A 24113-nucleotide genomic window follows, 5' to 3' on the forward strand; every position below is an offset into this window, starting at 1 on the left:
AGGGACTCATCATTACCTATATCGAATTGGAGGTTTTTACATTGACGAGAAACATTCAGGATATCGTAGCTCAAATGACGCTGGAGGAAAAAGCCGGACTATGCTCGGGGCTTGATTTTTGGCATTTGAAAGGTGTCGAACGTCTAGGCGTGCCTTCCATTATGGTAACCGATGGACCACACGGCTTGCGCAAGCAGCAAACAGGAGCGGATCATCTGGGTATTTTCGATAGCGTACCGGCAACCTGCTTTCCTTCTGCTGCAGGACTTGCCTGCTCATGGGATGAGGAGCTGATTGGCAAAGTCGGCGTCGCGCTTGGTGAAGAATGCCAGGCTGAAGATGTTGCCGTCCTGCTTGGGCCAGGCGTGAACATTAAACGCTCCCCGCTTTGCGGACGCAACTTCGAATATTTTTCCGAAGATCCTTATTTGTCCTCCGAGATGGCAGCAGGCCATATTAACGGTGTACAAAGTCAAGGCGTCGGAACGTCGTTAAAGCATTTCGCGGTAAACAACCAGGAGCATCGCCGGATGTCTACGGATGCGGTTGTGGATGAGCGCACGCTTCGCGAAATTTATTTGGCAAGCTTCGAGGGCGCAGTGAAGAAAGCGCAGCCTTGGACCGTTATGTGCTCATACAACCAAGTGAATGGCGTATTTGCTTCCGAGAATGTGTTGCTGCTTACCGATATTTTGAAGGATGAGTGGGGTCATGAGGGCTTTGTCGTTTCTGACTGGGGCGCAGTTAATGAGCGCGACCTGTCGCTTGCGGCAGGCATGGAGCTGGAAATGCCAGCAAGCAACGGCGTAGGCGAGAAGAAGGTTCTCGATGCAATCAGCAATGGCACATTAACGCAGGAAGCTTTGGATCGTGCGGTAACGCGTCTGCTTCGCATTATTTTCAAATCGGTGGATGAGAAGGTCAAGGATGCAACGTATGACAAAAACGCGCATCACCAATTGGCAAGAACCGTTGCCAGCGAGAGCATGGTATTGCTGAAAAATAAAGGCGGTTTGCTTCCACTTGCAAAAAACAGCCGTGTAGCAGTTATCGGTGCTTTCGCCGAGAAGCCAAGATTCCAAGGCGGCGGAAGCTCGCATATTGTGCCGACAAAGCTGGATAACCCAGTTGAAGAAATTAAGGCGCTCGTTAGCGATGCATCGGCAGTTGTTTATGCGCAAGGCTATCACGCAGGTGATGATGCCATTGATGAAGCATTGATCGAAGAAGCGAAGCGCGCTGCAAGCGAGGCGGAGGTTGCCGTCATTTTTGCCGGCTTGCCTGACCGTTATGAATCAGAAGGGTATGACCGCGAGCATCTCAACCTGCCTGAAAATCAAAACAAGCTGATCGAGGCCGTTGCTAGCGTTCAAGGCCGTGTCATTGTTGTGCTGCTTAATGGATCAGCGGTATTGCTGCCATGGCTGGATCAAGTCGATGCAGTGCTTGAAGGTTATTTGGGTGGACAGGCCGTTGGCGGAGCCGTTGCAGATTTATTGTTTGGAGAAGTGAATCCTTCCGGCAAGCTGGCGGAGACGTTCCCGCTGAAGCTTAGCGATAACCCTTCTTTCCTGAACTTCCCGGGCGAAGGCGACCGCGTTGAATACAAAGAGGGCATCTTCGTAGGCTACCGTTATTATGACAAAAAGGAAATGGACGTTCTGTTCCCGTTCGGATATGGTCTGAGCTACACGACATTTGCTTATAGCGACTTAAAGCTAAGCGCGGCAAGCATCAAGGATACAGATGAGGTAGAAGTTACAGTTAACGTAACCAATACAGGCAGCGTAGCAGGCAAAGAGGTTGTGCAGCTTTATGTGAAGGATGTAGCAAGCACCGTTATTCGCCCAGAGAAAGAGCTGAAGGGTTTTAAAAAGGTTGCGCTCGCGCCGGGTGAGACAAAAACGGTGAGCTTCGTGCTCAATAAACGTTCTTTCGCCTACTACAATGTGGAGATTAAGGATTGGCATGTGGAAAGCGGCGAATTCGCTATTTTGATCGGGCATTCCTCGCAGGAAATCGTTCTTGAAGCGACGCTTGCAGTTGAATCTACCGTTAAATTGAAAAAGCATTATACGCAAAATACGACACTGGGCGATTTGTATAACAATGAAGAAGCGACTGTCATTTTGCAGCCATATATGAAGAAATTCCAGGAGAACAGCCCGCTCGGCGGCGTTGATGAAGATGATGCCCATGCGGAAATGATGGTCAAAATGATGCAGTACATGCCGCTTCGCAACCTAATGGCATTCGGTGGCGATGCCTTCACCAAAGACATGCTCGACCAATTAATTAAAGAGCTGAACAGCTTATAATTTAGCGTTTAAAGCTAGGTACAAGAGGAGAATATGCGATGAGTGCGAATCAGACAGCAAGCGGCGTTCAAGACGACGCGTACCATAAAGTAAGATGGTCGGAACGAATTGGTTATGGTTTTGGCGATGCAGCCAGCAACCTTATTTTTACAGGAGCGGCTACGTTTCTAACGTATTATTATACGGACGTAATGGGGCTTGCCGCAGGCGCAATCGGAACGATGATGCTGATTGCCCGCATATTGGATGCCTTCCTGGACGTCGGCGTTGGGGCATTGGTGGACAAAACGAAAAACAAGCATGGTAAAGCTCGTCCATGGCTGCTATGGATGATGATTCCATTCGCCGCTTCAGGCGTATTGCTCTTTACGTTCCCTGATGTCGGACCGGGCGGAGCTCTCGTGTATGCCTATGTTACTTATTTGCTCATGAATTTTATTTATTCGTTCATTAACATTCCATATGGGGTGTTGAACTCGCTTGTTACGCAGGACGGCTATCAGCGTTCGGTGCTCAATATCGTTCGTATGCTTGGTGCGCTTGCAGGGGCAATCGGCGTCAGCTTTGCGACGCAGCCGCTTGTTAAAGTATTTGGCGGGGGAGAAAAAGGCTGGATTTTGACCTTCACGATTTATGGCGTTTTATCTCTCATTATGTTCTTCATCACCTTTAAATCGACGCGTGAGCGCGTAAAGCCTTCCGTGTCGCAAAAAGAAATTCCTTTCAAGCAAGGCTTGGGAGCGCTATTCCGCAATAAATATTGGGCGATTATGCTGCTATTCGCTGTCACTGTTTACACAAACTACGGCATGAATGGTTTGAATATTTATTACGCACAGTACATGCTGAATGATGCTGAGCTGCTGGGCCTTCTCAGCTTTGCCGGATTGATTCCTATTGCGGTCGGTTTGTTCTTGATTGCTCCACTTATCAAGAAGTATGGCAAACGGAATGTAGCGCTTGTCGGCAGCTTTATTATGATTTTAGGCTCGCTGGTTATATTGATTGATCCAACGAATGTTACATTTGTAATTGTTGGCCTAGTGGTCAAGGCGCTTGGCATGACGCCAATTCTGGGTACGATTTTCGCCATGCTGGCCGATACCGTAGAATATGGCGAATGGAAAACAGGTGTGCGTACAGAAGGACTCGTATATAGTGCAGGAAGCTTTGGTACGAAAGCGGGCAGCGGTCTGGGCGCAGCCATTATTGGCTGGGGTCTGGCAATTGGCGGTTATATCGGAGGACAAGAGACAATCAGCCCTTCCGCAAGCAGCGCGATTCACTTCATGTTTATTTACTTGCCGATTATTTTAGGGATTTTGCAGATGGTCATTTTGTATTTCCACAAGCTGGATAAATTGTATCCGCAAATTGTAGCTGAATTGAAGGCTGTTAAAAAAGCTTAATACAAGGCTGCAAACACATACTCTGAATGAAAGGTGCTGACAAGGATGAAATCACATGATACGTTAACGAAGCAAAATGGCTTTAATGTGCTGTTTGCGAAAGAATTCACGACGCTTGCTTCTTCCTTCGAATCCGAAATCCGCGTCATTTGGCAAGCAAAAAACATTATTTCCGATGGCAAAAGTATTTTGGGCTTAATGGCGCTCGATATTATGAAGGGTACGCCAATCAAGCTCACGGCTGAAGGTTCGGACGAGGATCAGGCGATTGAGAAATTAGCCGCTTTATTCGAAAGTCACGAATAAGGAATGCTCTGGGTCAGCAAAGCAGAGTAAAATTGCACAGTAAGATAATCATAAAAGCAGGGAGAGGAAAACCTCACCCTGCTTTTTAGTGAATTCAATTGAAATTGAATGAAAATTATTTTTTTAATCAATCATTTTTTAATACGGTGTAAATTCATTCAATCATGTGCAAAGCTAAGGATGAAAAGGGTATTTATTATTAAAAAATTGCATCCGTTTAATTGTGTCAGATGTTTGAAAACTGTGCTATTATTATCGGAAAGCATCCAAAAAGCAGCGCCCCAGTATAGGGGCTGTTTTTATATAGAGAAATCATGAGTGGTATTGCCTTGTTGCAGCAGTCGTTCGCCACATCACGATGCAAGATAGCGTAGAGAGGGATGAAGGTCTTCATGGCAGTGTTTCAGTATAATCCGGAGCGTCCCTTTCGTGAGGGCCCGGATATGTATTTGCTTTATTGGGGCAAAGAGGCATGCAAGCCTTGCCATCTCATAGGGCCAATCGTAAGGGAAAACTTTAAACTGCATTTCATTCATAAAGGAAAAGGGACGGTGAAGGTGGCGGGTAAAACTTACACGCTTACAGCCGGACAAGCCTTCCTCATTTATCCGCAGGTGCTTATTTCTTATGAATCGGACGAGAAGGACCCATGGACGTACTCCTGGATCGGTTTTTTTGGAGAGCAGGCTGCCCAAATCATCGCCCGGACATCGATTACGCCAGAAAACCCCGTATTTCCCATGGATATGAAGCTGATGCCAACGTTATATGACCAGTTGACGGAAGCTGTCTCCCACCAAGCCAGCAGTGATTTGCGCCTTCAAGCCATTTTGTATGAGTTTTTATCGCTGCTTGTCGAGTTTGTCCCTTTAACGGAAAGCAATAGCAGCAATGCCGCACGCAAGCAGGAAGCCTACATTCACCGAAGCATGGAATTTCTGCACGCCCATTACAGTGAACGAATTACGATGGAGCAGCTTGCTGACGTACTCGGCCTGGATCGCAAATATTTGTCTTTTCTGTTTAAAGAGGCTGTGGGCATGCCGCCACAGCAGTATTTGCTTAACTATCGGATGAATAAAGCTTGTGAGCTGTTAGGGAAGGGCATCTACAGCATCAGCGAGGTGGCGCGTTCCGTAGGGTATCAAGATGCGCTGCTTTTTTCTAAAATGTTCAAAAAGGTAAAGGGAACACCTCCGCGCAATTTTGAATAGCTCATTAAAAAAGACATTATTCCATAAATATCATCCTTGCTGACATAGGATTCATAGTCGTTTCCCGCTACAATAGGTTTATATTGAACCTGAGGGGGAACGAATGAATGAGTTATTTGGCAAGTCATAATCGATATGACACTATGACATATAATCGCAGTGGAAGAAGCGGATTGAAGCTGCCTGCTATTTCGCTAGGGCTGTGGCATAATTTTGGCGGTATTGATTCCGTAGAGAAAGGCAGAGAAATGGTTAGACGGGCATTCGACCTCGGTATAACGCATTTCGACCTGGCGAATAACTACGGACCGCCTCCGGGCTCTGCTGAGCAAACGTTCGGCAGCATATTGAAAGCCGACTTTGAGGCTTACCGCGATGAATTGATCATTTCGACCAAAGCCGGTTATGGCATGTGGGAAGGGCCTTATGGCGATTTTGGCTCCAAAAAATATTTGGTGTCGAGTCTTGACCAAAGCTTGAAGCGCATGGGACTCGATTATGTCGATATTTTCTATCATCACCGTCCAGATCCAAATACGCCGCTGGAAGAAACGATGGCTGCGCTTGATCTGATTGTGCGCCAAGGCAAGGCGCTGTATGTAGGCTTGTCCAACTATAAGCCGGAGCAGACGCGTGAGGCATCGCGCATTTTGAAGCAGCTGGGCACGCCGTGTCTGATACACCAGCCGAGCTATTCAATGATCAATCGCCACGTTGAAGATGGCTTGCTGGACGTGCTGGACGAAGAGGGTATTGGCTCAATTGTATTTTCCCCGCTTGCGAAGGGCATGTTGAGCGATCGCTATTTGAATGGCATTGCTCCAGATTCGCGCGCGGCTGGCCCAAGCGTGTTTCTGCGTCCGGAGGAAATTACCGATGAGCTTATTGTTAAGCTGCGCCAGCTGAATGAATTAGCGGCTGGTCGTGGCCAGAAGCTGTCGCAAATGGCGCTCGCATGGGTGCTGCGTGGCGGACGAGTGACTTCCGCGCTTATTGGCGCAAGCAAAGTCAGCCAGATTGAAGATGCCGTACAGGCGCTTGCTGTTGCTCATTTCACCGATGAAGAGCTGACGCTGATCGATCAGATCTTGCAATAGGCAAAGGGGGAATGCTTATGGCGCAAAGGCTGCATTGTTGATGGGGATGGCGAGCTGCGCGGTGCGCCGCTCTTCCATCACTTGGCTGGCAGCTTTCATTCCTTACGGATCGTCCCCTGCAATTGGTATTGGACCGCAGACCATTTATTTAAGCATCTCATTAAACAACAAATAGGATGAAATTCACCCCATTCACCCCTAGAATAAACATGGGATAACCAGCTGGTTAGTTCCATGATATTCTAAGGGGTGTTTGCTATGGATGAAAATAGATGGATGGTGCCTTATGAAGCGAGCAGTGCATTCGCCTTCGTAATAATAGCGGTGATCTGTTCCTCGCTGCTGTAGATCGCCTGTTTTTTGTCCAAAATGCTATGCTGCAGCGTCAGCAATTTAGCGAAGGAGCGTGAAGCGGCTGCGGCATCGCCTTTCTTCACGGCTTGGGTCAATAGCTTGCCTTCGGCCGTAATAAGCTTGCGGCTGCTGGATATGCTGCTTTTGGCGGAGCGGATTTTGATGCGCTGCGAGGAAGCAGTCTCCAGTACGGCGCGCGTCTGCTTCGCTTTCAACACAGTGGCGGCCTTAAGCTTGCTGAAGGCCTCGGTTTTATTTTTAATATCCAGCTTGGCCAGCTGGACGGCTTGCTTCGTTTGCTCCAGCTGGGCCTTCATCACGGCATTGAGCTCCTTGCTTTGCAGCAGCTTGGCGGCCTCCTGCTGCTTTCGCAGCGAAGCGTACAGCTCAAATAGCGGCTGATAATGCTCCTTCGTCTGCTTAACGTCAGCTGCCAGCTTGGCAAGCTTCTCCTCATTCAATTGCTTGATGCGCTGCCGAATGGCAACAAGCGCCTCTTCATTGCGATAATGGATGGCGGTAATTTTGCCTTCCCAAGCGTCTTCCTGCTGCTGGGCGGACAGTAGGCTGTCATATTGCTTCTTGAGCTGGGAGGCTGATGCGGAGTCAGCACCCGTAGTCAGTTTGTCATAGGCCGTCTGAACGGTGGGCGAAAAAGGCAAGAGCGACGTGGCAGCGGTGGAGAGTGATGGCAGCGTCAGAAATAAGGATAATGCGATTAGAGCAGTAAACAGATGCAGCGGCTTGAAAATAAACATAGTGGAGCCCTCCTTTAAAATGGTGGAAATGAAATGGAAACGAAAGACGTTGAAGGGCAGCGATAGAGGGCATAGTCCCGAATGCACGCAAAAAAGCACCCGCAAGAAGGACGCCTGAGGCGTCTTCTCTTACGGGTGCTTCCATCGTAAGCCGCTGCTATTCAAATAATTATTTCCAAATATACTAAAAGGAAGGCCATTCGTCAAGCTCTTTCGTAAGGACTGTTCCCCCCGCCGATTCTCCTGTATGATAGTAGGAAAAGAGACGAAAGGGAGGAAGCAGCGAATGAATGTGCCTATAGGCGTTTGGATTTTTTCAGGCTTAATCGTTATATTGCTGACATGGATGACACTTTGGGTGACGAAAAAAGCGTATTCGAAAAAATGGGACGATTCCGATCAGGATATCGGTACTTAAATCGACGGCCCATATTTTCACAACGAGTATGCGTCGCACGTAACAATAGCTTGTCCTAAGTTAAGGCTGGAATTTCAGCAGCTCAGGATCGATGGCTGGCACGAGCCCTTCCTGCGCAGCGCGATTCAGCAGCGTCGTTATCGCCTCATATCCGCTATCGCCGAGATTGGCGGTAAAGTCATTCACGTATAGATCAATGTGCGCCTTCGCTACGGCAGCGTCCATCTCTTGGGCATGCTGCATGACGTAATCGCGAGGCGCTTCCGGATTCGCCCATGCATAAGCGACTGAGGCCTGAATCCATTTCGTGATGGCGGGCAAATCGAGCGAGCGGCGGGCGATGATGGCACCGAGCGGTATAGGCAGTCCCGTATCCGATTCCCACCAGCTTCCAAGATCCGTCATCATGGATAGGCCGAAGCTTGGATACGTGAAGCGCGCTTCATGAATGACAAGGCCAGCATCGATATGTCCGTCGCGAACGGCAGGCATAATTTCATGGAATGGCATGATGACGATATCGCCGACCCCGCCGGGAACGTGCTTCGCCGCCCAAAGCCTGAACAGCAAGTAAGCGGTGGAACGGTCGCTTGGCACCGCTACGCGTTTGCCTGATAATGCTGTCGCATCCGTGCGGGTTCCAGCTGTCAGGACGAGCGGGCCGCAGCCTCTGCCCAGCGCACCGCCGCATGGAAGCAGCGCATAATCTTCAAGCACCCATGGGAGGGCGGCGTAGGAAACTTTCAGCACATCAAGCGGGCTGTCGCCGCTGGCTGCCAGACGATTGGTAATGTCGATATCGGCATACGTAATTTCCAGCTCCGGTGCATCCGGGATAAGCCCGTGCGCCCAAGCGTGGAAGACGAAAGTATCGTTCGGACATGGAGAATAAGCGATTTTCATACAAGCACCTCCAGTAGTGTGGAGCCCGCAGCTTCCAAAGCCTGCAAAGCTTCGCCAATTCGCCATGCGCTGCGGTCCCTTGGGCCGATCGCATTCGAAATGGCGCGAATTTCAAGAACGGGAATGCCACAGCTTTGTGCAGCTGCTGCAACGCCAAAGCCTTCCATCGCTTCGGCGGCAGCGCGTGGAAAGCGCTCGCACAGCACCTGGGCGGTGGCGGCAGTTCCGGTGACGGTCGACAACGTTAAAATGGGGGCCAGCGCTGCAGCAAGACCAGCCTTGGCGAATGCTGCGGCTAAAGCGGAGGCTTGTGCGCCAGCCTCGATTGTAGAAGAACCGAAGCCAAGGGTGTCCAGGCTGCTGAAGCCATCCGGTGTCTCTGCCCCGAGATCGGCGGCAATGATGGCATCGGCTATGACGAGCGAGCCAACGGCTGCGCGGCCGGGAAAGCCTCCGGCGATTCCCATGCAAATGACGAGATCATAGCTGCCCCGTGTGAGAGCAAGTGTCGTGCGGACAGCGGCTTCCGCTGGGCCAACTCCGGCTTCTGTCACATGAAAGCGCGGGTTGTTTTGCAAGCCTCGGCAAACCGCATCCTTCTCGGCTGTGACGGGGGTCATAATTAAAAGGTTTGGGCCAGCGTCCATCAGGTGCAATCTCCTTTAACAGCAAAATTTCGCACCATCATGCGGGAGTAGATTGCATCTACGGCCGCATAATGCTGCGAAAAGCTAGGGTTGTTGCTTTTTCCAAGCTTATTACTTAATTATAGTACGGTTGCAGACGTAAGGAAAGGCGAGTGCTTTCCCGGCTGCAAGCGATGATCGAGCCGCAGACAAGCGGCTATTTGCGTTTCATTTCAAAAAACTCGCATTGCTCCCGGGAAAAATAAGTGATATCGCTGACACTCGTCTGAATGACGACCTGCGTATCGTCGAAACGGACGATGTTTCCGCCAGAGCACACAATATAATCATCCTCAAAGACGCGCAGCCGAAGCTCCCGCTGCAGTGCCTCCTCGAAATCCGCATCCGTTATCAATTTACGGTTTATCGCCATCCTCAGACTCCTTTGCCCATTAAAATTAAACCTTATAAAGGCGGTATGCCCTAGCGCTATGATAGACCAGCCAGCAGCCTGTTGCAACATTGTGCATCATAAACAGCCATTTATTCAAGCGGGATAAAAACCGTAGCAACAGCACTTGGTTTGTGCGCAGACTGCTAGTACAATAGGAGGGAAAGCTTTAATGCGGGAAAGCTGGCAAGGCAAGCGGCAAGCCCCGCTGCCATAACGTCAGCCCTTACACGCAGCGGGGAAGGTCCCGCTAATTTGAAGGAGGAATATAAATCGTGTCTGTACATAATGAACGAGTTGTCGTATTTGTCGGGTCCTATGCAGAGGCTGCGGCGAGCGGCGTATATGCGTATGTTTTTGATGAAAAGGAAGGCAAGCTGTCGCTGCTGGATCAAGTATCCGGCCTCAAAAATCCTACGTTTCTGAATGTGGATATTCCAAACAAACGGCTGTATGCCATTGCAGAAGGGGTATCCGCAGAAGGCGCCAAAATTGGCGACGCTGTAGCATTTGCCATCGACACGGATAAAACAGCCTTGACCGAGCTTAACCGCAGCGAAGCGATTACGGCCCCGGCTTGCCATATTCAACGCGATCCATCCAACCGCTATTTGCTGCTGTCGAGCTACCATGGCGGCAGAATCAGCCTTGTGTCGCTTACGGACAATGGCGAGGTGGGAGAGCTGCTTGATATCGCCCAGCATACGGGAGTCGGCCAACACCCGGAGCGGCAAAATCAGCCGCACCCCCACAGCATACAATTCAGCCCGGACGGCCGCTACCTGTTCTCGCCGGATCTGGGTATTGACCGTATTATAGCTTATCGCATTGATGACCAAGCGCAAAAGCTGGTTTTCCACGGCGAGACCTTGCTTCATGGAGGCGCAGGCCCGAGGCATATGGCTTTTCACCCGAATGGGCAATTCGCGTATGTCATTAATGAGGTTGATTCGACGGTTACTGCGTTCCGTTACAATGCAGAGGCAGGCACGCTTGCAGCGCTTGCAACTGTGTCAACGCTTCCTGCTGATTTTGACGGTGAAAATACATGCGCCGAAATTGCCGTTTCCGAGGATGGCAAATATGTATATGGCTCGAATCGCGGGCATGACAGCTTCGTAGTGTACGCCACTAATGAAGCAGATGGCAAGCTTACCCTTGCTGGTCATGTGCCGATTGAGGGCGAGCACCCGCGCCATTTTGCTTTTGTGCCGGGTGGCCAATATATTATCGCGGCTAACCGCGACACGAATAATTTGGCTGTATTCCGCGTAGATGCGGCAACAGGGCTGCCCGTGTATACCGGACATTCCGTTACGGTATCTGGGCCCGTGTATGTGCAGCCTGTATTAGTGTAGCAGCAGGAAATAGCTTTAGGCGCATGTGCCTTGAATGCGGCGAGATGCGAAAAGAGAGGGAGAGGTCAGCGAAGATGAGATGGCCATCAGCATGGATGCAGACTGTCATTAGCGTACATGGAGAACGCGGCGAGCAGTGGCTTGCGGAGCTGGATGCGCTGCTGGAAAGCTGCGCGGAGCAGTGGGAGCTGCAGCTGGCGGATCGATCGCCGTACGAGCTGACCTTTAATCTGGTGCTTCCGGCGCAGCGGAAGGACGGGAGCGAGGCTGTGCTGAAGCTGGGCGTGCCGTGCAGAGAAAGCCGAACCGAGCTGGCAGCGCTTCAGCTGTACGAAGGGCGCGGAGCGGTTCGCCTGCTGGCATCGGATGCGGAGCGCGGCGTTATGCTGCTGGAGCGGCTGAGGCCGGGACAGCTGCTCTCGGAGGTGGCAGACGATGCGGTGGCCGTCCGCATCGCTGCGGAAGTGATGCGCAAGCTGGCTGTGCCAGCAGCGGACGCAGCGGCTGTGGGGGAAGCGGCCGGAGGCGCAGGCTTTCCTACGGCTTTGCAGTGGGCGCGTGGGCTGGAGCGGCTGTGCCAGCGCTATGATGGCGGCACCGGGCCGCTGCCGGAGCCGCTCGTCCGGCAGGCACAGCTGACCTTCGGCCAGCTATTCGCCACGGGCAAGAGCGAGCCGCAGCTGCTGCTGCATGGCGATTTGCATCAGGGCAATATTTTGTCCGCCGTGCGAGAGGGTGAAGCATCTGCCAGCTGGCTGGCGATTGATCCTAAGGGGGTCATCGGTGAAGCGGCTTATGGCGTCATTCCGCTGCTGATGAATCAGCTGCCTGAGACACGGGCGGAGCGAATCAAGCTGCTGCGTAATCGCGTCCATATTCTTAGCGATACCCTATGCCTCAAACGGGAGCGTGTTGCTGCCTACGGCTTCAGCCATATGGTGCTATCCGCAGCATGGTGCGTCGAAGATGGGGTTGGCGATTTCCATGCCGCACTTGAGACGGCGGCTTGCTTTGCAGAGCTGCAGCGTGAGGAGCCGGGGCTTGAATAGGTAATAAAGCAGAGCCTTTCAATCGAACATGCATCATTATTTTATCCATTATTAAGGAGCTGGGATGAGATGAGCGAGCAGCAATTGACCGTTTTATTTCAAGGGGATTCCATTACAGATGGTGCGCGCGGGCGCAATGATGATTTAAATCATATTTTAGGCCACAGCTATCCGTATTTAATTGCCTCACGCCTTGGCTATGAATTGGCGGCGAAAGCGCCCCATTTCATTAATAAGGGCATTAGCGGCAATCGTGTCTCTGACTTGTACGCCAGATGGAACGAGGATGCGCTCAGCTTGAAGCCGGATGTGCTTAGTATTTTGATTGGTGTCAATGATGCGGGGCGCACGATGTCTGGCGAAGCGAGCGGCGCAACAGACCGTTTCGAGCGCGCTTACCGGCATTTGCTGGAGGAGACAGCAGAAGTGCTTCCTCAGACGGGGCTCGTGCTTGTCGAGCCTTTCATCCTGAAAACTGGCGCGACGGCGGAGCGTTGGGACGAATGGCAGCAAATCATTCAGGGATACCAGGAAAAAACAGCTGCTCTAGCAGCAGAGTATAATGCGGTTCTTGTACGCGTGCAGCATGTGTTCGACAAAGCGAGCGAAGTGACCGGTGCGGCCTACTGGCTGTGGGATGGCGTTCATCCGACAGCGGCGGGGCATGAGCTGCTCGCCCGCGAGTGGCTGTCTACGGTGCAAAACAGCAAATTGGCGATTAAATAGCTATAATGATGTTTTTTGAACCCGTCCACGTCTTACTGCGTATAGATTTGTAGAAATCGGAGCAGTGAGCAGCGAGGCGGCATCATACGTAGGCGCAGCTACAACAAAGCATCCCCATTTCGCTGGAAATGGGGATGCTTTTATTATTTTAGCAGGAGAGCGTTTGCAAGCATGTCTAAAATAGCAATTTTAAGGTGATATGCTTATAAGGATTTAATTGAAAAAGCTTTTGGCAATTTGAAGGAACGCTTAAACTTCTGCCGTGTGGAGGTTTCCTCCGAACGGAGTCAGGATGGAAAATTGTTTTGTTGAATTCGTGGCACGTTCCAGCGCTATACGATGCAGGGACTGCTTGATGAGTTGGATTCCTACCTCTACAAAAAGGCTAGGAACGTTTTTCTAGATTCTATTTTCATTTAAGAGGCATACTTTCATTCTCAACATACTGCAGCGCCTTAAATGCATTCACCATTCCAACCGTTCTGCCTGCGGGATCATTTGCAGATAGTTGAGTTGCCATTTCCCTAAGCATGCTAGATATTTCACCAGGCGCCTTGTTCAGCTTATTCTCTTTAAGTTTATGAATAACCAAGGCAAATGTAGCTGAAACAGCGGGAGTTGCCAAACTTGTACCAATATCCAGATCATACCCTTTCGGCAAACCGATCGATTGTGCAATAGTTGACTGCTCCAAATAAGTTGGATATGTGGTTAATAGAAGAAAACTGAAATCAAATTCATCTTCATGCGCAATCGGGCCGTAGCTTCCTCCTGGTGCGTAGAAATCAACTTTTTCGCCATAATTCGAATAAGGAGCTGGCATTCGTTCTAATGTTGAAGCACCTACAGTTATTACTTTTGAAAAAACAGAAGGCAACCGAATAACGCCGCTTCCATCTTCTCCTGTCGGAATGATTTGGTCAATATTAACTCCTTCGTTACCGGCTGAGTTTACGATTACACTACCTTTATTATTCGTATAGTCAATCGCTCGCTGGAAAGCTTCCACAACGGCGCCTCCTGATTTTTCGCTGTAAGTCTGATAGATCCCCGAACTAATATTAAGCACCTCATGTCCGTCGTTTGCTGCTTTCACCATCGCTTGGATCATCCAAAAGGCTCTTCCGCCCTCGCGGCTAAATACTTTATAGGGTACAATTCCAATTTCGGGACCAATACCTGTTAGATTTCCATTCGCAGCTATAATGCCAGCCACCTTAGTTCCATGACCGTTGTAATCCATCGTAGTCGGTTCTCCTGGTACAAATGATTGTCCAGGTGAAATGATATTGTCTACGAGATCCGGATGGTTCAAATCTATTCCGCTATCCAAAACTGCTACGCTAACATCATGGCTGCCTTTCGTGATAGAATAGCTTTTCTTATTTTCAGTAACATAATTAACGCCCCACTGCCAGTAAGAATATACGTTAGGATCATTTTGGAAATTAGGCATTCCGTTTGATTCAGCATCAGTCGCAAATTGAGCAGCTAGCACTGTATCTAAATCGAGTGGATTCATAACTTCCGATTCTTGAACGATAAACCGTTTAAATCTTTTATGAATATACTTGCTTGCCTTTTCTAAGACTTCTTCCTGAGGATGTTCAATTTGAACGACTCCTATTTCTTTAATGTAATCGAGTTTCAAATCCGGATATTTTTTGGATATAAATTTGGTTAATAAATTCACAAAGTTCTTATCCTTAACAACAATGAGTTTATGGGACGTTACTGGCTGCCCAGTCGTATCCGTACCATTCGCCGATAAAGGATTGTTGTTCGTGAGCGTTAATAACAATATTGCTGTAATAATAAGAGATTTTAATAGTCTGGACGTTATTTTTTTCATTTATTTCCCCTTCGAAATAGATAAATAATTTGGAGGGGAAACGTTCTTAATAAAGAAGATCCCATCCATCTGCTTAATTGGCACAATTAAACGTTCAAAGCTTCCTGACTCTAATATGATCGTTCTTCGGCTGATCCACTTGTTCTCAGGCTTTACTTCAACCCGGCTAAAATCTATAAAACCGACTTCCGCCTCTTGATGGTTCATATAATCTTCCAAGCTCTTCTTGCGTGGCTTGATAAGCGTATAATCGCTCCCATGATTCAAAGCTGCCGTCCCTTGGTACATAAATAGCCCTACATAATAAGAGTCTTCGACTATTCGTTTTGAAACCAGCGATCCCATAGGCCTGTATCCTGTAAATGATTTGAAATTTTTGAAAATATGAGCGTTATGCGCCCACACAATCACTTTTTCATAAGGATATAGGACCGTAAGAAGCCATTCCAGATTGTCAGCCATCATTTGATCCCTGCGTTTTGCATACTCTCTAGAACTAAGCGCAATACAATTTAAGAACACTGCTGTATTTTCAAGGTAACGATCCAACACCAACAATACCTGATTTCTCGGACGAGATAACAATTCGCTTCTTAACTGCTTAATGTTTCCCAATTTCTCGGTTTTACTGTCTTCATATTCTGCAAGAATCTCTTTCGGTATTCTTTTTCGTTTCGCTCTAAACTCCCCAATTCGGGCGTACCATTGAACAGAATATTCAGCCAGTCGATTCAATTCCTCTATAGTTGCTTTTTCTAATTCTCCTTGCGTTTGCAGCATTTCTCTTAATGGATTGACTTTTGAGGAAGGTTGAAAATCAATCCCTGTCAAGCTTAAATCTGTCGACTTGATCAACTCGAACAAGGGCAACGTCTCTTTCGTTCTCCATAGTGAAAAAATAGATTGCTGCATGATTTCCTCAGGGCTAAGTTGATTCTTCAAACCATTGACACTGTAACACTCACTTAGACCGCTCTCAAAGGCAATTACTTTAAAATTCATCTCAGTGTAAAGATATGAAATAAGTTTCGATTTCAATGTATTATTCTGAGATATGCCATGGCTGTTCTCTCCAAGCCATACGATTCGCTTGTCGCCGATATACTGACGGATAGGCTCAAAATCGGAGTCCGTGCATCCTTCAGGTTCAGGAAGTAGAACGGTATTTCTTCTAACCCATCTGCCCTCATCTAAATATTTCTTATTAGAACGCTCGAATAATCCCATATCTTTCTACCTCCTTAGTGCTGCAAGCAAATAACATATGACTTCAACTTAAGAAGATATTAGTTTACTCCTCGCTTTTCTTTTCTTCTTTTTTTAAAAATCATCGTTATCCCCGTGATTACGCCTAAAAGCACTAAGATTAGGAGCGACAATTTGATCGAGCCAATTCTAATAAGACTTTCTAACAGTTCTCTCAATAGCGCTAGCATTTTCTTCCTCCATATCCCTTATGTATTTACAGCTGCCGGTACCTGAAAGGATTCAATTTGCAGGTTGTATAAATATCGATATTCATTACATACTTGTAATAATTCTTGATGGGTCCCAATCGCGATTAGTTCACCATCTTCCATATAAATAATGCGATCGGCAAATCTGGTAGATGTATAACGATGTGTTATAAAAATCCCAATCTTGTCATCGATCAGTTTGGTGAACTTTTCAAAAACTTCCTTTTCGGATTCGGGATCAAGCGCAGCGCTCGGCTCGTCTAACACAAAGACACTCCCATCCCTAAAGAATGCTCTAGCGATAGCTATCCTCTGCCATTGGCCGCCAGATAGCTGAATCCCGTCAGGAAACCACTTTCCTAGCTGCGTATTGATTTGAGCGGGCAATGCCTTAACTAAATCTGATATTCCCGATTTTAACGCAGATTCATATATTTTATTATCATTATCCATGTTTTGATAATCGCTAATCCCGATATTTTCTCGTACCGGCATTTCGTATTGCATAAAATCTTGAAAGACTACGCCGATGTTACTTCGAATGGACTCCGTCGTATAATCATGAATATTAATATCGTTAATTAAAATTTCACCCTCATAGTCCTTGTACAATTGAGCAATAAGCTTTATCAGGGTTGATTTTCCGGATCCATTTTTACCGACTATCGCAATGGCATCGCCTCTCTTCAAAAACAAATTAATACCCTTCAATGCATAACTGTCTGTGCCAGGGTAGGTGAATGAAACGTTTTTAAATTCTATTGACTCGATTTTAATAAGTTCGATTCCTTTTCCTTCATGGGAGTTTGGTTGTGATTGGGCTGCTTGCATATTTAAAAAATGAAAAAGTTGTTCAATATAGAGGTTGTGCTGACATAATCCGACTAAGCTCTGAGCCAAATGCTGCGAGTTCGATTGCGTAAGCGTAATCGCCTGGATATAACTAATAAAACTGCCCACTAAGAGCTGTTTCAGCATGGTAGCTTTAGCTACCATAAAGATGGCCAAACCCATTAAGATTAAGTTCAGCGTTCTAAATACTAACGCGAGTTGGAGTCTCTTCTTAGCCAAATTTTTGTCTTCCTTATAGAAGCCTTCCACAATCCCTTCAAACTTGCGCAAGAGATAGTTCGCAACCCCAAACAGCTTTACTTCTTTAAAGGCTTTGTCGTGAGTCAATAGATGCGTATAGTACCAACTCATCCTGTTCCTTGGCGCTCGTTGCCAATGGAGTACAAATTCAGAGTTACTTAGTTTCATATAGGATGGGAACGAAATAAATGGTGTTAGAAGCAAAAGCAAACTCATCCACCAATTCCACTGAAATAAGAAAATAACGGAAGAAATTAACGTGGTCACGCTAGTTATAAAAGCTAATATTTGTTGGAAAATCTGGTAAGGGCGAAAGCTGGTTTCTTGTTGAGCGCGTTTAAGCTGATCCTGTACTTCGACGTTCTCGAAATCCTCTTGCTCCAACGTGCTGGCCTTTGCCAACACAAGCATATTCATATGATTGGACAATAACGTCTGAAAAAGCCCCTCTACATATTCGCGGATAAGCCCCAGTATATCCCGGACAACAACAAATCCTACGAAAAATAAAAATATGATTAAAATCCCATCAATGCTGCTGTCGTTCGTTGTTACAATCGAATTCACGAATAACTGAGTCAGAAATAGCGAAATGACCGGACTAACACCCTGTAGCAAGGTGAGGATAATTATTCCAATGAAGTAAATCTTATTCGTTTTATAATATAGAGTTAATAATTTGGGCCAATAAGAAAACGTATGCAGTATCGTCTTATAATTAATATTTCCGTCCAATTTTTCACCTTCTTTACCGTTATGAAATAAGGAATATATAGTCCCACTCATAATCCTGTTGTTTCAATATGCTTATCAGCGCGAGAACAATTCCTGCTGTACCGACAAGAAGCCCAGGATTCTGCATCGGTCCATGATCATAATCGTGAAATCCAAAAGCTAGCTCTGGATCGTACTCACCCAGTAAAGCTTCCAACGCGTCATAGAGCGGTTTCCTGTCCCAATCCGCTCTATGCTTAAGATGATACTTATGCAACAGATATAATAACCCAGCAAATCCATGACAGAACGTTGGCGATTTAATAGACCAAATGTCAATTGGCCGCTTCATCATTTCATTACAAGCACGGATGCCCAAAGTCTCGCAAGAGACATCGTTGAGCGCGTTTGCTGCCAAAGATAAAGCGTGACTAATCCCGGGAATGCCGTAGCACCAGGATTCGTTATTAACGGTTACCCCGCTCTTAGTACCCGCAGTGTACTCTTCCAACGATACTCGATCAGGCCATACAATTCCATAATCGTCATGCTGTACCCACCGTTTAAAAAAGGCAACTATATTTTCAATAGCCTCAAGCTGCCCCTCGACTCTAATCCCTTTTGTATAGGCAGAGCTTAGCAACGAAAGCGGTCCTGCAATCCCATGGGAAATGCCCAAGTTGAAGTTCCCTTGTTCATACTTTACCTTCTCCGCTTCTAGAAATTGATTGGATTGGGGGATATACCAGCTTGGAACAAATTCTCCGTGCCTATCGTATTCACTGCTCAATGCAACTAGATAGTCTAAGATAGTCCTCGTACTGGAAACACTCTCTTCATCGTCAAACTGAAGCAAGTATCGCCCAATTCCTGCTAGACCCTCCATGCAGTCGTAGTCCAGCATATCTACGTTACCGTGTAAATTTTCGGTTACCCGTTCAATCTCTTGCGGCAAATTGAATAAAATAAAACTGTGCAGAGCTTCCTTCATCTTCAAATATTTTTTATTTGTACATGCCAACAATTCCGTGCTTACAGCGATGCCTGTAAGTCCCGACCATAATGATAAAGAATAAACATTGCCATCGTTAATCAATGTTTGCAGCCTGCGCACATATTCGTGCCCGACTTCCTGCCAGTTCTCTTCAGGAAACAGCTTGCCTAACTCCACCGTCAATATAATTAACCCCGGCAGTCCGACAGCAAGTGAGCAAAGATCCGCTTGACTAAATCTTTGCTCCTCATAAAAGGCCATAACCTTGTCAACGTTTCCGTATGTTTGCTTTAAATGGTCTATAATTGTTTGGATCTTATCGATTTGGTTTATATTCATCGGCAAATGGGCATCTTTAAATTTCAACATGAATTTTTAAGCCCTTCTCTTTCTTGATATAGCTTAGATTATGTAGAGTATGGCAGGCAAAAGTCATGATTTTTTCCTCCAAGCTCTGGTTAATACCTATCAATCTATTCAAGCTAAGGTGAATGAAACTAGACAGTATTTGATCTGGTTTATTATATAATGTCTTAGCACTTCTCATTTCCTCTATATAAGCTTTCATCTCTATAGAACGAAGCCGGATCTGCTCATATAAAAATTCGCCTTCATTTAAGGTGCGCAAGTTATGCCAATTGTCCGAGTCGTTGCCCATTTTCATATAAAAGGATCGCTGCTCCCTGAACTCTTTCGTATACTTCTTAATTGAAGTCATACGATTCAGCCAGTTCAATTGATCTTCAAAATGGGGATAAAATGCAGCAACATAACTGATTACATTAATGACTCCGATATTCTCAACGGATAGAATGGTATCTTTTTTCTGAGTGTGATTTATGCAATTGGCAACAAACCGGCTATCTGCAGAAAACAGTTCTTCAGCTCTGCTAACAAGAAGGGGTCCGCCGTACCTTTCGATCTCAGGCTCATAGCTATCCAAAGAATATTTAGTTGCTAAGCCCCTGGTGCGCAAGTTTTCTATCCAGTCGTGAAAGGCTGGAAATAATTTATTTATTAGAAGCTCCTGTTTTCCTTTGAATCGAAGACGTACATGAGCGCGTGGATCTGCATATCGCATAAAGAAGAATGAGTCAAAGGCTATTCCCTGCATTTCATCAATAAATTTCAGCAACTCAGTCCCTACCCACTCATCCGCTCTGCTTTTCATGCCGTAAATTTTGAAGTACATCCACTCGCTGCCCGGCGGGTATACTCTTATTGTATCCGTTACGGTTGAATAAGCTTCTAAGGCTTCCTTTTCATTTTGAATATACTTGTCTTGAGCATTTATGTGGATTTTCCTACTTAAAGGGAATACTGCTTCCATATAATAGGGCCTTTTATCTTCGGACTTAGTAATAAAGTTACTAAATTGAGATTCGATTTCCGTCAAGACAAGGTAACCGTCTTCAGGCAGTTTACTCAATTCGCCAACCAATTGCTTTAAATGGAATTCGCTGGATAAATCATACATAATTCGATTGTCTGCTTCTGTTAAGTATATAAACTGTGGTACTTGGTATTGCTCTCTCCACTGTCTAAGCAGGGTTACTTTATCCTGCTCTGTATGATTGGAAGAAAAAGCTATGATCTTATGATCAACATTCCAAGTCGCAGGAGAAAATACGATTTTTCCGTATCTTACCCTCGGCAAATAAGGCTGACGAGATAACATGCCCCAATAAAAGCCGCGCCAATTTTTATACTGCGATATTCCCAGCTCACATAAAAACCTGTATAGATTAGGAGTACCGCTGGTGAAGTTAAGCATATGATTCGTTACAGGAACGATCTCTTTGTTTAATTTCCTTGATTTAAGATAGAACCTGTATCCGTAACTGCCTACGACCAAATCGTCTAACGTAATTTCCTCAAATTGATTATTGCTGCTAGTTCCGATGACAATTTGATGTTTGGTCAAATTCCTTGTCATGACCACATTTATTGCCTTAGAATGCCTAGGCAAATATACAACCTCTGCAAATATTTTATTGGGATGCTCTTTTGCATTTTTTTTAAGCTGGTCCGTTACAGCAGGGTCTACCATATCCAGAAACCTTCCAAAGCTTTTACCTGCTCCGGCGGAGCCAGGGTTCGGACCCATTATAAGCTCATAATCCGAAGCATCCTGTTCGGGGCTGATTATGGAGAAATATAATTCCATTGAATCCGGAGGCGATAGAAAATCATCCTCGTAACTAACTTTGAGGTCATCTACAATAGCATCCGTTAATTGAAGCTCTTCTCTCTTCAAAATGGCTTCCTGCGCATAATTCATCAGCTTCCTAGAGTAAACGATATCCTCTTCATAGTTATTATGCAGGACATAGTCGCTTTTCGGATTTTCATAAGTTGGGGGTGCCCCCAAACCGATATCCTCATCCAACAGTTCGCATAAAGGAACCTCTCTTGCTACCCCATAAGCTTCTATAAACTCCTCATGATATTTGCTAAGATGCTTATACCATGACGTTTGGGGCGAAAGCTTAAGCAAAATATCCGCTGCCTGAGATAATTCCCCCTTTATACTTTCATTTAACATATTATGATTGAGGGATGATTTCAGATCGATTTGCAAAGGCGTTTTCACTTCTGCCAATTGATTCATCAAGGTAACCGTCGACTCGTAGATCGACAAACCCTCCCCAATTTTTTGCTGATTGTATGTATGAATGGAGTGTCTTATAACCAGTAACTTTTCGTATAAGAAATGAAGCTCTTTTATGGGTCTGATTTTCTCGATCAAGTAGTCAAAGGCATTCGCATCCGTTAACGGCGGCCGAAGCGTGCTTAACAGAAACTCGTTCTTAAATAAACCGAATGTGAAATTTTCGACTGTCTGTCTGTCCACTTGGTTATAACGACTATGAATAATTTGGTTCAATTCCGTCATATTAATAGGTTCATATGCCTGCTTCGAGACTAAATCCACAATTTCATTCCAATTAACGGAGGCATATGTGAAATCTTTATTGCTATCTGTATAATCTCCATATGAAGTGATGAAAGGAATTTTAATTCGATCGCCAATTTTATAAGCGATTTGATTGAATCTGACGTCCAGCTCCTTGACAATATTATGATCTTCTTCTATATTTTTAATAATTCTTAATAGCCACTGCATATCCGGTCTAGCTCGTTTAACATGTTGTTCAACAGTACCTACTTGAATAGCATTCTCGCTTCCAAAAACCCCAATGTCTACTCCAGAGAATAGCCCGAATGGAGTCGCTCTGGTAGACATGCGATTCATATATTTGAATAAGCTTCCTATCATTTGTTGTTGTTGCCTGTCATTCTTATCCGGTTTCAATAAACTTTTGTATAGCGAAGGGCTTGCGATGGCAATAGCCTCAAGAATTTCAGGACAGTTCAAGATTTCCTCAAGGTTCTGAGCAAGGTCTTGTTCACTATTAAAGTAGGCTTTAATATGATCTACTGGCAAAAGCGGAGTTCTAATCATAAACAAATCTAAAGGTACGTATTTGTCTCTTGAATCTTTTTGCATTTGTCTCTATCCTCCAATTGAAATGGCTACATGGCTTTTTTAGACATATCACGGCGTTTTATTACTTACGAACTGGTAACTGTGTTACTGATATTAGAATGGGCAGCCTGGGGTGCAATATTGTGTAAAGCCACATCCGCATGATGCCTTACACGTTACTTTTGTCACCCAGCATAAAGCAGTTCTAATTGTATCCGGGTCTACAACATCGCTATTAAAGCTTTGTACTTTAAAATCCAGTTCAAACAGTTGATTTTGCATGAATGATCGCTCCTTATAAGTTGGGAATATTAGATCGCCGCCGTGATATGCCTAAAAAAGCCATGAAACTGTTTGTGATTTTCATGATTCCACAAACGACCCATAATGGTTCGCAGCTTCTTCCATTACCAAGGTTTAGTTCGAATAGAATATGTCATGTTCTATTTTATTTAATTTCGAATGTATTTTTAAAATCCGCTAGTTATACTTATACTCGATTGCACTGCTTGGTGGAGGAGCTTGAAAATTAACAGTGACTGCGTACCGAAGAAGTTCCCCAGAATGAACTCAAACTACAAAAAATAGAAACAAACTCCATTGTCATTTAATCCTCTAATATTTCCAAAAAACCCATATAATTTGATTTCAATTACATTGGAATTATAATTTACCATGGAAAATATTTCAATAGTAGGTTAGTCCTATGGATACATACCTGAATTTGTGGTAGGTGTTCTATGAAGGTCGAGACCCTGCTGACTCTTGCCGCGTAAACTTTCGTCGGACAATATACGTCCGATGGCAATACGCGATGACCGCCATTCTGCTCCTTCGGTTTTTCGACCGGGGAGCAGCTTTTTTGACTGCAAATATACATGAAAAAAGTATGCATATTACCTTATTATGATTAATCCTGCATGCGAAATTATAACGAGGATCGTATAAAATCGGCTCTTCGCCACTAGCGATTATTTAGGTTGATATGACCGCTTTTTACTTCCAGAAAACCTATGAAAACTCGGCATATAAGGGGTGAAGGGCCTCGGCGCTAGCGCTGCGTTTTTATGGAAAAGTTTAGTTTACCAGCAAGCAAGTATATGAGTTTTTCCTTCTGAGCGCTCGTCAGGTTCTCTTCACTCTTCTGCCAGATTTGCAATTCGGTGAGATCACCAAGCGCCAGAGTAAACTTTATGAAGCGCTGGAAAACCCTCCACCGACCTCGTTGTAATTTGATAGGGAATTTAGGGGGAGCAGGATGCAGCGGCAGTTATATTGTTCTTTTGCAGTAGTTATAGTACGATTGAAAAGCGAGGATAATTATGGAATATAAATCAGTTGAAGCGATAAGTGCTTTGGCTGTGTTTTGTGCAGAAATAGTAGCCGTCAGCAGATTTTTAAATATAAGCATTTATAAGTTTCGCGTTTATATGGGTTTATATTTCACCCTCGAAACGGTAGCTTTGCCGCCAGAGGACGGCTTCAGTTGTTTACGCTTGGAAGAGTTAGAGAGACAAGGGGAGTGAA

20 protein-coding genes and 1 pseudogene are annotated in these 24113 nt (G+C 45.9%); 11 read left to right on the forward strand and 10 right to left on the reverse strand.

Features of this window, described 5'->3' with window-relative positions; all coding sequences use genetic code 11:
• Window positions 1–41: 41 nt before the first annotated feature.
• The 5 genes from ABEW34_RS04385 to ABEW34_RS04405 all read left to right on the forward strand — a co-directional run bounded on the left by ABEW34_RS04385 (window position 42) and on the right by ABEW34_RS04405 (window position 6344).
• Window positions 42–2318, forward strand: coding sequence for a glycoside hydrolase family 3 C-terminal domain-containing protein (locus ABEW34_RS04385; protein ID WP_430155199.1), 2277 nt, complete (start codon window positions 42–44; stop codon window positions 2316–2318).
• A 38-nt stretch (window positions 2319–2356) separates the two neighbouring features.
• Window positions 2357–3727, forward strand: coding sequence for an MFS transporter (locus ABEW34_RS04390; protein WP_430155201.1), 1371 nt, complete (start codon window positions 2357–2359; stop codon window positions 3725–3727).
• A 45-nt stretch (window positions 3728–3772) separates the two neighbouring features.
• Complete coding sequence (locus tag ABEW34_RS04395; RefSeq protein WP_430155203.1) at window positions 3773–4033, forward strand: HPr family phosphocarrier protein; 261 nt, start codon at window positions 3773–3775, stop codon at window positions 4031–4033.
• A 392-nt stretch (window positions 4034–4425) separates the two neighbouring features.
• Entirely contained in the window at window positions 4426–5247 is an 822-nt protein-coding gene (locus tag ABEW34_RS04400; RefSeq protein ID WP_430155205.1) for an AraC family transcriptional regulator, read from the forward strand.
• Window positions 5248–5354: 107 nt separating this feature from the next.
• Entirely contained in the window at window positions 5355–6344 is a 990-nt protein-coding gene (locus ABEW34_RS04405; protein ID WP_430155207.1) for an aldo/keto reductase, read from the forward strand.
• A gap of 284 nt (window positions 6345–6628) precedes the next feature.
• Here the strand turns inward: ABEW34_RS04405 and ABEW34_RS04410 are convergent, their stop codons facing one another.
• Complete coding sequence (locus ABEW34_RS04410) at window positions 6629–7456, reverse strand: hypothetical protein (RefSeq protein ID WP_430155209.1); 828 nt, start codon at window positions 7454–7456, stop codon at window positions 6629–6631.
• Between the two features lie 286 nt (window positions 7457–7742).
• On the opposite strand from ABEW34_RS04410, the gene ABEW34_RS04415 reads away from it, so the two are divergent.
• A complete protein-coding gene (locus tag ABEW34_RS04415; protein ID WP_257790767.1) occupies window positions 7743–7874 on the forward strand; it encodes a hypothetical protein in 132 nt (43 codons plus the stop codon).
• A gap of 60 nt (window positions 7875–7934) precedes the next feature.
• Here ABEW34_RS04415 and ABEW34_RS04420 read toward each other — a convergent pair whose 3' ends face one another.
• The 3 genes from ABEW34_RS04420 to ABEW34_RS04430 form a co-directional block, all read right to left on the reverse strand.
• Window positions 7935–8777, reverse strand: coding sequence for a 1,4-dihydroxy-6-naphthoate synthase (locus tag ABEW34_RS04420; protein ID WP_430155211.1), 843 nt, complete (start codon window positions 8775–8777; stop codon window positions 7935–7937).
• Window positions 8774–9424 (reverse strand): futalosine hydrolase, encoded by a 651-nt coding sequence (locus ABEW34_RS04425; protein ID WP_430155213.1) that lies wholly within the window; start codon window positions 9422–9424, stop codon window positions 8774–8776. The genes ABEW34_RS04420 and ABEW34_RS04425 overlap by 4 nt, the downstream gene beginning before the upstream one ends.
• A 196-nt stretch (window positions 9425–9620) precedes the next feature.
• Complete coding sequence (locus ABEW34_RS04430) at window positions 9621–9836, reverse strand: hypothetical protein (RefSeq protein ID WP_430155215.1); 216 nt, start codon at window positions 9834–9836, stop codon at window positions 9621–9623.
• Window positions 9837–10129: 293 nt separating this feature from the next.
• Here ABEW34_RS04430 and ABEW34_RS04435 point away from each other — a divergent pair, with 293 nt between their 5' ends.
• The 4 genes and pseudogenes from ABEW34_RS04435 to ABEW34_RS04450 form a co-directional block, all read left to right on the forward strand.
• Window positions 10130–11212, forward strand: a complete 1083-nt coding sequence (locus tag ABEW34_RS04435) for a lactonase family protein (RefSeq protein WP_430155216.1) — start codon at window positions 10130–10132, stop codon at window positions 11210–11212.
• Between the two features lie 74 nt (window positions 11213–11286).
• Window positions 11287–12261: an aminoglycoside phosphotransferase family protein gene (locus tag ABEW34_RS04440; protein WP_430155217.1), complete on the forward strand. Its 975-nt coding sequence runs from the start codon at window positions 11287–11289 to the stop codon at window positions 12259–12261.
• A gap of 69 nt (window positions 12262–12330) precedes the next feature.
• Window positions 12331–12987 carry an SGNH/GDSL hydrolase family protein gene (locus tag ABEW34_RS04445; RefSeq protein ID WP_430155218.1) on the forward strand — a complete coding sequence of 219 codons (657 nt, stop codon included), beginning with the start codon at window positions 12331–12333 and terminating at the stop codon, window positions 12985–12987.
• A 198-nt stretch (window positions 12988–13185) separates the two neighbouring features.
• Window positions 13186–13353 (forward strand): annotated as a pseudogene (locus tag ABEW34_RS04450) (IS1634 family transposase); the annotation flags it as partial.
• Window positions 13354–13399: 46 nt separating this feature from the next.
• On the opposite strand, the gene ABEW34_RS04455 reads toward ABEW34_RS04450, so the two are convergent.
• The 6 genes from ABEW34_RS04455 to ABEW34_RS04480 form a co-directional block, all read right to left on the reverse strand.
• Entirely contained in the window at window positions 13400–14839 is a 1440-nt protein-coding gene (locus ABEW34_RS04455; protein ID WP_430155219.1) for a S8 family serine peptidase, read from the reverse strand.
• Window positions 14840–16066, reverse strand: a complete 1227-nt coding sequence (locus ABEW34_RS04460) for an erythromycin esterase family protein (RefSeq protein ID WP_430155220.1) — start codon at window positions 16064–16066, stop codon at window positions 14840–14842.
• Between the two features lie 227 nt (window positions 16067–16293).
• Window positions 16294–18123, reverse strand: coding sequence for an ABC transporter ATP-binding protein (locus ABEW34_RS04465; protein ID WP_430155221.1), 1830 nt, complete (start codon window positions 18121–18123; stop codon window positions 16294–16296).
• Between the two features lie 19 nt (window positions 18124–18142).
• Window positions 18143–19465, reverse strand: coding sequence for a lanthionine synthetase C family protein (locus ABEW34_RS04470; protein WP_430155223.1), 1323 nt, complete (start codon window positions 19463–19465; stop codon window positions 18143–18145).
• Window positions 19452–22607, reverse strand: coding sequence for a lantibiotic dehydratase (locus ABEW34_RS04475; protein ID WP_430155224.1), 3156 nt, complete (start codon window positions 22605–22607; stop codon window positions 19452–19454). Before ABEW34_RS04475 ends, ABEW34_RS04470 begins: the two co-directional genes overlap by 14 nt.
• A 93-nt stretch (window positions 22608–22700) precedes the next feature.
• Entirely contained in the window at window positions 22701–22868 is a 168-nt protein-coding gene (locus ABEW34_RS04480) for an FDLD family class I lanthipeptide (RefSeq protein ID WP_197091377.1), read from the reverse strand.
• 1040 nt (window positions 22869–23908) lie between these two features.
• On the opposite strand from ABEW34_RS04480, the gene ABEW34_RS04485 reads away from it, so the two are divergent.
• On the forward strand, window positions 23909–24112 hold the full coding sequence (locus ABEW34_RS04485) for a hypothetical protein (RefSeq protein WP_430155225.1): 204 nt from the start codon (window positions 23909–23911) through the stop codon (window positions 24110–24112).
• Window position 24113 lies beyond the last annotated feature (1 nt).

This window comes from Paenibacillus algorifonticola, from assembly GCF_050481745.1.
GTDB classification, from domain to species: domain Bacteria; phylum Bacillota; class Bacilli; order Paenibacillales; family Paenibacillaceae; genus Pristimantibacillus; species Pristimantibacillus algorifonticola_A.